Annotated in this window: 4 protein-coding genes; 2 read left to right on the forward strand and 2 right to left on the reverse strand. The window is 39.6% G+C overall.

Annotated features, from left to right (window positions below):
• Positions 1–278: 278 nt before the first annotated feature.
• On the reverse strand, positions 279–1,241 hold the full coding sequence (locus VER_RS01665) for a hypothetical protein (protein WP_162099157.1): 963 nt from the start codon (positions 1,239–1,241) through the stop codon (positions 279–281).
• Positions 1,242–1,836: 595 nt separating this feature from the next.
• Here VER_RS01665 and VER_RS01670 point away from each other — a divergent pair.
• Positions 1,837–2,439, forward strand: coding sequence for an RNA polymerase sigma factor (locus VER_RS01670; protein ID WP_162099158.1), 603 nt, complete (start codon positions 1,837–1,839; stop codon positions 2,437–2,439).
• Between the two features lie 22 nt (positions 2,440–2,461).
• The gene (locus VER_RS01675; RefSeq protein WP_162099159.1) at positions 2,462–3,079 is read left to right on the forward strand and encodes a GH25 family lysozyme; all 618 of its coding nucleotides are present in this window, start codon (positions 2,462–2,464) and stop codon (positions 3,077–3,079) included.
• Between the two features lie 123 nt (positions 3,080–3,202).
• Here the strand turns inward: VER_RS01675 and VER_RS01680 are convergent, their stop codons facing one another.
• A complete protein-coding gene (locus VER_RS01680) occupies positions 3,203–12,742 on the reverse strand; it encodes an ESPR-type extended signal peptide-containing protein (RefSeq protein WP_162099160.1) in 9,540 nt (3,179 codons plus the stop codon).
• Positions 12,743–13,556: the final 814 nt, after the last annotated feature.

Here is a 13,556-nt window from a genome sequence, read left to right on the forward strand (position 1 = left end):
CAAAATTATTTACACTACCATTTTTTTACATCTAGATAATAATCATAGATATAGATTATTATCTAAATTATAGATATAGATATAGATATAGCCATTGCCATTCGCTATTTCCATAAACTAAAAACTATACTGTCATTTTCATGAATAGCTACTATATAGTTGATAATAAATCTCAACTTCTATATGTATAATTATATCCTATTCTCTCCAAGAGTCAACTCCATTAAGTTTTTGAATATTATAAAATTACGTAATTGATTTGGTAATGGATTTTCTGATTAATTTGGTAATTGGTCTGGTAATTGATTTCGTAATTGAATTTGACCATATTGATCAATGTAGCCACCACCATAGGTTAAGGTCAAAAAATAAAGCCCCCATTGGAGCGAAGTTGTATTAATGGCCAGACTTTTCAGTCGCTGAGGCGCCTGCTTTGACTGTGAGGAGATAATACTATGAGTTAATAATTGGGCTAACGACGTTTCAAAAGCTTGAAACTGATGTTGAACGATAGTTAATTCACGGCGAATATACGTCCGTTGAATAATCATTTCCTTTGAAATGCGAGCCACTAAATTATCTAAACGTTGCATCCCTTCGTGAAGCTGAAGGACACGATATATAAGATGCTTTATATCATTATGTGAGTGATGCGTACTATCGCAAAACAGTGAAACGAGTAAAGTATGAATGAGTTTTACATTGGCTTGGCAACCATCCACATAGAACTTACCACAACTAAATTCAGGGTTTTCTTTAGATTTGCAAGTGTTTTCATCTTTACTATGATTCGTTATCTCAAATAAATCTGCCCAAGAATACACCTCTAACATGGTATTAGCTTTCTTATTATGATATAAGTATCGTTGTTCATAACGAACTAGGTGGCATATTTTACTGATAATCAAATGACCGTACTTCCAAAAGTTAGTTGTGCCCTGTGCAGTTAATACATGAGGCGTTTCAAGAACTAATGAATACCCTTCATTAAACTTTGCCACAATTACATCCACATGACGACGGGAATAGTTTCCTGTTTTTAAAAATTCTACCAATTTAAGATACCCCTCATTAAAAGGTGCCATCAGTTCAGGAATTATGGAAGTATCTTGTAGCGACTGTTCTAATAGCGCTTCTAGGGTGAGTAAAAAGAAATGAATATACTGAGGGATTTTAAAATCTTTCCCAGCATCAATAAATCGAGTTCGATCATTAGCACTCTCGATTATGGATTTGCACATATTTATAACACTTCCTTACAAAAAATAATATAAGTGGTAAGTTTTTTACTATATTTCTTTCTATAAAATGATCATTAGGCTATTAAATAAAGCGTATTGAACATACATTATGTTTATTTAGGCCCTGTTTTATCATACACACGCTCTCAATCTATAACTTTACATTTGTCAATAGGAAAATTAGTAAAAAAATAAATAGAGCAACCAAAGTTATTAACCACTCAAAAGTTTTTTTGACGATTATTATAGAAATTTACTATTTTCAACAGTAATAATTCCCCCATTATTTCAATAATTTCCCATTACCACTCTATGATTAATTTATGCTAAACCTGCGTGCTTCTTTATTTCATTACCTAAGAGTTAAAGTTTACAAAATATGTCCTCAATAGAATTAGGGCCTCCATATTTTACAGCAGAAACCTTTATTATTAGCAATATATTATTAAATATCAGTAAATTATAAAATTTTGGCATAGTATTTTAAGTCAAATTTTAATTTTTAGATGATTGCAGCAATATATTTAGAATACTATACTATTATTTGTGATTGCAATCACCTTTTATTTCATTAGTTTTTCAATAAGGAGATATAATGACAGAACCTTTTTATAATAGTAAGACAAATAAAATTAAATTAGCCCAGCAAGGTAACAAAGAAGCCTTAGATTTACTTTGTAAGCAATATGAAGGCTTGATACGCAAGTATGCCCATGCGTCAGCTGTTAAATGCGAAGCGGAAGATATGGAAAATCTATTATGGGAGCTTTTCTTACGAGCAATTAAAGAATATAACACCGAAGGAACCGTTCCCTTTTCAGGCTTCGTACAAAGTCGAATACGCTATGGTCAATATAATGCGTTCAAAAAATTACGACGACAGTGGCAACATGAGTCATTAATTATGAACACTACCACTGATGGTGAAGACTCTGCCATGACCTTTGAAGATATTATTGATCCTACGGATAGTGCCGAAGATACAGTGGTAAACAAGCAAAGTAAAATACAAATAGCAAAGGCCTTTCACCGTTTACCTGAGCCGCAACAACAACTGCTCTATAGCTATTATGTTGATAATATTCCCTTGGCCGAATTAGCCAGACAGCACGGCATCAGTCGACAAGCGATGCAACAACATAAAAATCGCGCCTTAACAGCACTAACAGTATATTTTAATGATGTCTCACATAATTAGTATATTGAAAAGAGGTCAAAGCATGAATTCCATCAAGAGCAACAAGTCAACACCCTATACATTAGGTATCGACATTAGTGAACACAATGGTTCCATCAACTGGAACGCGGTTACACAAGCAGGTGTACACTTTGCCATTGTCCGTCTTGGTTATGGTCAAGGTCATTTAGATTCGCTATTTTATGAGCATATTAATACGGCCCTAGCCGCCGGTATAGCCATAGGCATCTATTACTATAGTTATGCCACTAATTGTGATTTGGCGATAAAAGAAGCACACTATGTAATACAGATTTTACATGACTGTGGCCTTACGCCGTCTAAATTGCCACTCGGTGTGTGGTACGATCTTGAGGACCCAAGTATGTTAACTATTTCTGAAACGCCGGTAAGGCGCAAACAAGAAATTACCAATATAGCCAGTACGTTTGTGAATCAATTATGGCAAGCTGGCTACTCTTTTACGGGTATCTATGCTAATCTGGACTGGTGGTCTAACAACTTAGATGTTTCACAACTAAGCTGTCCCCAATGGTGTGCCCAGTATAATAACACCTGTGATTGGCCTACCGCTCATATATGGCAATATACGAATACCTTAACTATTGATAATCGACAATTTGATGGTAATTTAATTTGATGGTATTTTAATTTAATGGTATTTTAATTTAATTTGCTAGTAAAGTACTAGGAAAAAGTAAACATATAATAAGGAGACTGCAAAGCGCCGAAGCGTTCTGCAGTCTCCTTTATTATTTGGCTATTACATTCCTAAACGTTCCATGAGCAATTTAATTTGTTCACGTTGCGCTTCTAATTCCTGACGTTGTGCTTGTAATTCAGCTTTTTGACCAGCTATTTCCTGTTTTAATGATTCATTTTCAGCATTGCTTGCTGCTACGGAATCTTTCAAGGAGATATTTTCTTGTTCAAGAGCTGACACTTTATCATCAAGAACTGCAATCGTACTCAATGGAGCCTTACGATATTTTTGTTCATATTTGTTTTCATCGCCATCAGCACCAAGGCGTAAGGATACGCCTACGTTAAACATGTTTTCACCGCTACCGAAGGAACCGGCTGCGCTGAACATCGTATCATCGTTTGGACGATAGAAGGCACCAATTGCCATAGCTTGTTTACTCTGGAAAGTACCGATACCGGCTGCAATCGATGTTTTTTCACCATTAGCAAATTCCATTGGATGGAGAGCGGCCATAGCGGCTGCATGAGCACCAATAGCATTCATACGGTTATTAAGGTCATGTTTCACACCATTCAATTGACCCACATTGACAGCATCGGTTGGTAAGACACCAGCGCCTACATTTTGAATACGGTTACCATTAGCGTCGATAATTGGAGCAATGGTATTGCCATCTTTATCGGTAGTCGCCGGTTTAACCGTTAAAGCACCAGGTACATTGAGGCCATTGCCAAAGTCTACTGGCGCACCATCTTTACCAGCTAAGCCATTTTGATTAATAGTTACATAGGTATTACCTTTGTTATCACCAATCGTAATGCCTTCTGGGCCAACTTTAGTTTGGTTACCAGCTTCATCAGTTACCGTTGTACCACTTGGCGTTAAGGATGTACTATTACCGTTACCATCGCTAGTGGTTACATCACCAGCTTTAGTTTCCGTCTTGTTACCATTACCATCAGTGATTGTATTACCTGTAGCGGTACTGTTATTGCTGTTGCCATTGCCATCGCTGAGGTTATTATTAGTCGAGGTCGATGTATTTACATGGCCCTTACCATCAGTGATTGTATTGCCACCAGCAGTGGATTTATTTTCATTACCCTTACCATCTTTAATTGTGGAACCATCGCTACCGTAGTTAGCTGCTTTGCCATCATCGCCCTTAACAGTTAAACCTGTGTCCCCATCAAGGTTTACTTTATTGCCAAGTTTAATGCTGCCATCATCACCAAGATTGATGTCTTTGTTAAGTTTAATATCTAAGCCATTGCCCTTCTTATTAGTGACAACGCCAATATTGCCATCAGTCAATGTAGCTTTTTCATCAGCATTACCTTTAATGGATAAGGTAGAGCTTAATGGACGATGAACATCATCACCACGATCACCAACGAAGTCTAAGCCCGCTTGTGCCAAGGCTTGAAGATCGCCTTTAGTAGCAATCTTAGATAAATCAGCGCCTTCTGCCTCTAACAAGCCACCAGATCTATTGCCATTTTCATCGGCTTTACCAGCAACTAAGTCCTTAGCATCATCTGCACCAATCGCTTGTGCATCGTCGCCTAAATCACGGCCTAAGGAACTCTTATCGGTATTCGATGTAACAGCTGTATCTTCCGCTTTAGCTGGTGTGCTAGGTGTAGCTGGTTTAGTTTCATCATCTTTAGAAACTGGTTTACCATCATCACCTTTTACTATATTGCCATTGTCGTCTTTCTTGAGGTCATCAGCTTTATAGTAATCATCGCCAACTTTAACTAAGCTATCGCCATCTGCATCCTTCACATTGCCATTTTCATCAGCTTGATAGTAATTGCCATCGTCTCCTTTGACAACTTTATTACCATCTTTATCAACCATACCTACACCGCCGGCACCGCCAAGTTGATTTTGTAAATCTTTGAATTGTTTGTAATTTACAGCATCATTGTCGTCAGTTGCATCGCCAACGCCTTTCACTTGGTTGCCACCATTGTTGAGGCCTTTATCTGTTAAGGTTACGTTGTTGCCATTTTCAGGTGTAATGGTAATACCGTCTTTACCTACTATAGTTTTAGCCTTTTCACCCTCTTTACCAGCTACAGTAATACCATCACCTTTCACAGTGGTTGTATTACCATCTTTGTCCTTAGCTGTTACGCCATCGCCTTTAACAGTAGTTGTGTTGCCATCTTTATCAACAGCCATAACGCCATCACCAGTCACTTTAGTGTTATTGCCATCTTTATCGGTTACATCAACACCATCAGCAGTTACTTTATTAGTAACATTAACTGGATTGCCGTCACTGTCTACGACTGGGTTACCTTCGCTATCAACAGCTGGTTTAGTCATAGTAGCGCCATTGCCATCGTAAATAGCACGGCCTGTTTCTACTGGAGTTCCTTCCGTTGGCGTAGCAGCCTGACCATTAGCATCCACATATTGGTTCTTAACTGGATCATAGGTTAAGTCTTTCAAATCATCAGCCTTATACCATTTACCATCGTCACCTTGTGTTAAAGGAGCACCTGTAGCGTCTACTACCTGACCATTACCATCAGTTTTGTAATTAGTTGTAGTGACACTACCATTTGGCAAGTTAATATCTTTAGCTAATTTAAGAGCTAAGCTATCTTTGCCATTGGCTACAACGCCGATGTTACCAGCGGTTAAATTAGCTGTATCAGCTTCACCATAAACAGTTAATTTCTTACTCAATGGACGATGTACATACGAACCTGTATCACCATCGAAGTCAAGACCAGCTTGGGCTAATGCTTGTAAATCGCCTACAGTGGCTAATTTACTCAAATCAGCACCATTCATGCCTAATAAGCCATCTTTACCGTCTTTACCACCAACTACGTCTTTAGCAGTTTTTTCATCAATAGCTGTAGCATTATCCCCTAATGGTAAATCTAAGCCACTCTTATCAGCATCAGAGACAATTGTGGAATCACCAGTTGCTGAGGATGGTGCTTCTTCGGCAGGTTTAGTGCCACCATTACCATCTGGAACTACCATATTACCTTGGTCGTCTTTTGTTGCATCAGCTGGATAGTATTTGCCATCATCCCCTTTAACAAGTAGATTACCATCTTTATCTACTGGACTACCATTTTCATCAACTTTGTAGTCTTTGTCTCCATTCGAAAGCACTTTATCGCCATCTTCGTCAACTTTAGTGACACCATTAGCACCTGCCAACTTATCTGCTAAGTCTTCTATTTGACCTAAGGTAGCAGCATCAGTTGGTTTCGTACCAGGGCCTACATTGGAAATTGGATTACCACCATTATCTAAGCCTTTATCTGTTAAGGATACAGGATTCTTAGCAGAGCCATCAGGGTTAGTCGCATCTTTAGCTGGCGTAATAGTAATACCATCTTTACCTACAACAGTCTTACCATCTTCACCATCTTTGCCTTGGACAGTTAACCCATCAGATCCTACCGTTGTTTTACCAACTTCATTGCCTTCAGGGTCTTTTACCGTTACTGTTGTACCATTGCCATCATATACAGCTTCATTTTCTTTTGCTAATGGAACCTCTTGAAGGTCAGCTGGTGTTTCTCCGTTTTCATCAACATATGCTTTCTTATCTGGATCATATGTTAAATTATCAAGAGCTCCTTCTGGATAGTATTTACCATCTTCACCTTTTACAAGTGGATTGCCATCAGCATCTTGGTAGCCTTTTGTTGTTACACTACCATCAGCTAAATCAATATCCTTAGCCAATTTAATCGTTAATCCTTCAGTTTGGTCAGCTACAACACCAATGTTATTATCAGTTAACTTAGTTACATCAGCACCGCCAGTAATAGCTAATGTATCACTTAATGGACGATGTACATTAACCTTTTCACCTTTATCATCAACACTATCACCAGTAAAGTTTAATCCAGCTTGTGCTACGGCTTGTAAATCACCTACAGTGGCTACTTTGCTAAGGTCTGTGCCAGAGGCTTGTAATAAACCACCAGTCTTATTTCCATTACCATCATCTTTACCACCAACTAATTCAGTAGCGCCTGGTTTGCCATCACTGCCGTTTTCTGGAGTAATGGCTTTTGCATCATTACCCAGAGGTAAACCTAAACCGCTGTTAGGAGCTTCGGTTACTGATGAAATAGGATTTTGTGTTGTATCAATTGGAGTCGCTGGCTTACCATCGTTATCAACAGCTTCACCTTTGTCGTTTACTTTTGTACCATCTGGATAGTACTTATCACCAATTTTAACGACTTCATTACCCTTGCCATCAACAAGTTTAGAACCAGAGTTACCATCAAGACCATTTACTGCATCTTTTAAGTCTTGGTATTGTTGGAAGTTAACAGCATCAGTAGGGTCTGTACCAGCGCCTACATTGGTAATCTTGTTACCACCATTATCTAACCCTTTATCCGTTAATTTAACAGCTTTGTCCGTATCAAGAGATGGTTTGGCTATCTTGCCAGATGCATCTTGGAAAGTACCATCAGGTTGTGCAGTTAATGGATTACCATCTGCATCAACTACATTGCCATTAGCATCAGTCTTATATGGAACAGCGGCTACACTGCCATTAGGAAGTACAATATCTTTTGCCAATTTAATAGCTAAGCCTGTATCAGCATTAGCTACCACGCCAATATTGTTATCGGTTAACTTAGTTACATCAGCGCCGCCAGTAACAGCTAATGTTTTGCTTAATGGACGATGAACAGTTACACCTTCTGTATCACCAGTGAAGTCAAGACCTGCTTGTGCTACGGCTTGTAAATCACCAACAGTAGCTAATTTGCTTAAATCAGCACCATTCATGCCTAACAAGCCATCCTTACCGTCTTTTCCACCAACTACAGTTTTAGCTGTATCTGCATCAATAGCAGGTGTCTTACCAGTCGTAGGATCAGTAGAGCCGTCACCATTAGTACCAGCTGGTAAACCTAAACCGCTGTTAGGTGCTTCGGTTACTGACGAAATAGGATTTTGTGTTGTATCAATTGGAGTAGCTGGCTTGCCATCGTTATCAACAGCTTCACCTTTGTCATTTACTTTTGTACCATCTGGATAGTACTTATCCCCAATTTTAACGACTTCATTACCCTTGCCATCAACAAGTTTACAACCATTGTTACCATCAAGACCATTTACTGCATCTTTTAAATCTTTGTATTGTTGGTAATTAACAGCATCAGTAGGGTCTGTACCAGCGCCTACATTGGTAATTTTGTTACCACCATTATCTAACCCTTTATCGGTTAATTTAACCGCTTTATCCGTATCAAGATCTGGTGTGGCTGTCTTGCCAGATGCATCTTGGAAGGTACCATCAGGTTGTTGTGTTAATGGATTACCATCTGCATCAACTACATTGCCTTTATCATCCGTCTTATACGGCACAGCTGCTACACTGCCATCAGGAAGTACAATATCTTTTGCCAATTTAATAGCTAAGCCTGTATCATCATTAGCTACCACGCCAATATTGTTATCGGTTAACTTAGTTACATCAGCACCACCAGTAATAGCTAAGGTATTACTTAATGGACGATGAACAGTTACATTTTCTGTATCACCAGTAAAGTCAAGACCTGCTTGTGCTACGGCTTGTAAATCACCAACAGTAGCTAATTTGCTAAGGTCTGCACCACTAGCACCAAGTAAACCATCTTTACCTGGGTCTCCATCTTTGCCATTGCCAGCAACTACAGTTTTAGCTTTACCTGCATCAATGGCAGATGTCTTACCAGTCATAGGATCAGTAGAGCCATCACCATTAGTACCAGTTGGTAAGCCTAAACCGCTGTTAGGCGTAGTAGTTGCTGCAGAAACTGGGGTTGTTACTTCTGTTGCTGGCGTAGTTCCATCCGCTTGAACTGGATTACCTTTATCATCAACAGTAGTTCCTGCTGGGTAATATTTATCGCCAATCTTAACTACTGGATTACCGTCACCATCAACATAGGTTACGCTACCAGCACCAGATTGAGCTAAATCAGTTAATGCATCATTAACTGCATATAGTTGAGAGCCGTTAATCGCATCTGTGGAATCAGCAGCAATACGACCGGCTGCAACATTAGTAATCGTACGGTATTCAGCACCATCACCTGCAGTACGAGTCGTAGCACCTGTCTTACCAACAGATACTGTACCAACAGCAGAGCCACCAGCAAAGTCTACTGTTTTACCTGCAATCGTTGCACTAGGCGTGCTTACAACGGCATCAGTAACTGCGTTGGAGCCGAGGGCTACGGAGTTGGCTTGAGTAGCGACAGCAGAATTACCAATCGCAATTGTGCTAGATTCAGAAGCTCTTGCTTTTGTACCTACTGCAATAGAATCGTTACTAGCAACAGCACTACTTGTACCTAAAGCAATTGAATTATCTGCATTTACTTTAGCATTGGTACCAATAGCCATACTATTTATAGCTGAAACATCAGCAGCAAAAGTTAAAGTTAAATCCCCAGTTGTTGAATCTACTGTATTTACAACTTGCCCTGTTGTACCGACCCGCGAACCATAACCAATTGCTAAAGAGTTATTTGCTTGTGAACCAATTGCATTATCACTGCCAGCAATAAAATTTCTATTTGAACCAGCACGATTATCAATGCCAATTACAGAATCACCAAACTTACTTGCCGTATTATTAGCACCTAAAATATATGAATAACTTTCTGAAATATTGCTATTTTGATAGCCAATTGTATAAGCCATTGGACTCTTAACTATATTTTTAGCTCCTAATGCACCAGAAGTATTACTATATACGATATTACTTGCGCCGAAAGCATAAGAATCGCCGCCTTTTATAGTATTATCACGACCGAAAATTAAATCATTTTCCCCCGTACTAGTATTCCTTAATCCTACTACTACCGAATAAGCACCTGAAGCTCCTGGCGCTGTATCTCTAGAACCAGCATTATTATCTATACCAATAGCAATAGCACCCTCTGCATTAGCAACATTATTAGAACCAATTGCTAACGCTTTATCATAGCCAGCCAAAGAATTAGTTCCTATAGCAATTGAATCTGCTCCTCTTGCAACCGTTGATGTAGCCCCAGTCATTGTTTCTTTACCATCAGAACCAATTATTGGCTCAGAACCACCAATAGAAATTGCGCGATTTCCTGTTGCACGACTCACAGCCCCTACAGAGATTGCAGACTTACCTGTTGCTTGTGACCATACACCAACAGCCGTAGCAAATGAGTTAGTTCCTTGAGCTGATTGACCAACTACAACTGAACGATCCCCTGTAGCACGGGCAGCACCGCCAACAGCAATCCCCATGCCACCTGTAGCTTGAGCCCCCATACCAACAGCTACAGATTGTCCACCACTCGCAATTGTATTAGGACCAACAGCTGTAGCAAGTTCTGCGGAACTTGCAGTGGAACCAATAGCAATACCACCTTTACCGGTAGCCGTCGCTTTATCGCCAATAGCTAATGATGTATATCCTGTAGCCGCGGCACTTCGTCCAATTGCCGTAGCATATGTATTCGTTGCTGATGCACTATCACCAATTGCAATAGCACTTGAAGACTCAGCATCAACTTCTGTAGTTGTACTATCTGCATTTGTTACTGTAGATTTATAACCTAAGACACTTGCTTTATTACCAACAACAACGGAATTAGCGGCATAGGCTTTTGCTGCTGTACCAACTGCAATGGCATTTTTTCTACTTGTTTTAGCGGCAACACCAAGAGCTTGTGAATAGTCTCCCGTTGCTTCTGCACCAGTACCAATAGCAGCACTCAAGAAATTAGCTGCATTAGCTGATGTACCTAGAGCTAATGAACCGGATCCTTTTGCATATGCATTAGTACCAACAAATACAGAAGCTTGTCCACCGCTAGTGTCTGCATTATATGCACCTACACCTGATAAGGTCTTTCCTAAGCCTTCTAAAGCATCTTTCAATGTAGTAGTGCCTTCAGCAGTACTTACAGATGTACTGTAAGCAGGACGAATATCATCGCCACCAATACCTACATTAGAGTTACCATAGGTACGTACATTAGCACCAATCACTACCGATTGTTCACCTATTGCTTTACTTGCAGCACCAATAGCAATAGATTGACCTCCAGTAGCTTCGGCATAGCCTACGCGGTCATTGCCGCCACCAATTACAATGGATTCTGAGCTATCTGCTTTTGCTTTAGTACCAATAACAATACTGGAACCACCAGTTTTACCATCAGCTAATACGGCTTGAGCTTCACGACCTAGCACAATACTGTCCGCCATAGCAGCCGTAGCTCCTGTTCCAGCTGCAAAAGAGTTTTTTCCTGAAGCAGTTGTTATATCTGTTACAGTCACTTTTTGAGTCGTAGTCGCCGTAGACTCTTCTGTAACAGTTATGGTTGGTGCACCTAATGCAATAGCACCATCCCCACTGGCATTAGCCGCTGTACCTAAGGAAGTGGCACCAAGACCTGAAGCAGTCGTATTAGTACCAACAGCCACCGCTCTGTTTTTACTTGCTCTACTAGATACACCAACAGCAGCACTCCATTCGCCTCCTGCTTCTGCTGACGCACCAATAGCCATCCCACGATCAGCCAGTGCACGAGCATTAGGGCCAAATGCTGTAGCTAAATCTTTCAACGCTCTAGCACCAGCACCTACAGCAGCCCCTCCATTTACAGAACTTGCAGTATGACCAATACTTACCGAACCATTACCACTTGCATTAGCAAGCTCGCCCATAGCAATAGTTTGCTTACCAATACTGTATGCATCTTTCCCGATGGAAATAGCACTTGAAGACAAGAGTTCTACTGGCGTATCGCTGCCTTCTGCCGTCAACATGATACTACCTGTACGAGCATTATTGCCAATAACAATAGTATCGGGAGCCTGTGCCTTAGCAGTGTAGCCCATAGCAATCGCTCTATCCCCCGTTGCTTGTGCTCCAGACCCAATAGCAGTAGCGTATTGTTTATCAGCTTTTGTTTCTTGTACGGTAGAAACTTGAGCAGGGTTTGTTGCATCAGGAATCGAAAATACAGAAGTACCAATTGCCAATGCACCAGTTGCTCTTGCATAGGATAAGGCCCCTAATGCTGTTGCACCTTGACCTTGTGCCGTAGCTCCATTGCCTAATGATGTAGCACGATTTCCTGTAGTGTGGCTAGCTGTACCAAAGGATGAAGACCAAGGCCCGTTGGCAGTAGCGGATGCACCAATAGCCACAGTGCGATCTCCTAATGCTTGTGCATTAGCACCAACAGCCACCGAAGAGCCACCATTTTTTACAGTTACAGTATCGCCAATACCAATACTTCTTGCCCCTGATACATTAGTGCCAAAGCCAATAGCAATAGTAGTGGTTGTATCAGCTGTTGCATTACTGCCCTTATTAGTAATAGCAATACCAGCCTGCCCCGCAACAGTAGAAGCCTCCGCCTGCACAGTCTGCACGCCAAGTGCACTTACAGCCACCGTCGCCAATACAGCAGTCGCTAATGCACTACCTTTTAAAACAGTTGAACTACGTCCTGTAGACGCACCTTTTGTGTGACTTTTTGCTAATTCAGAAGCCACCACATAGCAATTCTTCGTGCGACTCCAAATAATCTTATACACTTTATTCACACGCAATCCACCTTTCTTTAATTGATTAACTCATTTCATCTCTCTCTAGCCTCAAACTAGCGTTAATCAAAATACACTAAATACAACACTTCCTATTTAATTTATTTATATAAACACGAGTTTTATTACACACACTTAAAACTCGTGATATATACCAGGTTTAACGAATCGTAGATTTATAATCTTTTTATAAAGATGTTGGATTATTTATTCATACTATTATTCCTCTAGTAAAAGACATTTACATTCTAAAAAAGTCCCATTCATGAGGTGTCTCATCAATGGGAGCCTCTATGCTTAGGCGATTCCTTTGTTAATGTCTATAAAATAGAGGTACATAGAAGTCTTGCAGGTACGTACGGAGTTTAAAAAATATACATACGTTGTGTGTGTGTGTTGTTAATCGTTATCTCATATAACGATGTGTTAGGGGAGTGTATATAAAATTATGTTTCACATCAGTACCTGCAAGGATTATCTTCTTTGTACAAAAAAATAATAACATAAAAGTCCCCCCCACAAGACTTTAATTCATGCAAACCTCAGTTTTATGACATCTATTCATACTTATTTCACATAATAAACTTCACATAAAATAATATCTTTAATAAAAGCTATAATTAATTCAAGATAAATCAGCTTTAATGAATGAATTTAAATTATTTTGCACATATTTTTCAATAAATTTGATTAGTTTATCCTATTTAGCCCTATTCGTTATATTAATTATGCATAGAAAAAGGCTATGTCCCTTTCAAGAGTATATGCTCTTTGAAAGGGACAATAGCCTTTTACTGGTTCTATAATTTATTTT

Origin of the sequence: Veillonella sp. R32 (assembly GCF_010093125.1) — a bacterium.
In the GTDB taxonomy this organism is placed as follows: Bacteria; Bacillota; Negativicutes; order Veillonellales; family Veillonellaceae; genus Veillonella_A.

Bases quoted from the DNA above. Each gene is read 5' to 3' on its own strand.
- VER_RS01670 (WP_162099158.1), top strand. From the start codon at position 1,837: ATGACAGAACCTTTTTATAATAGTAAGACAAATAAAATTAAATTAGCC.
- VER_RS01665 (WP_162099157.1), bottom strand. From the start codon at position 1,241: ATGTGCAAATCCATAATCGAGAGTGCTAATGATCGAACTCGATTTATT.
- VER_RS01675 (WP_162099159.1), top strand. From the start codon at position 2,462: ATGAATTCCATCAAGAGCAACAAGTCAACACCCTATACATTAGGTATC.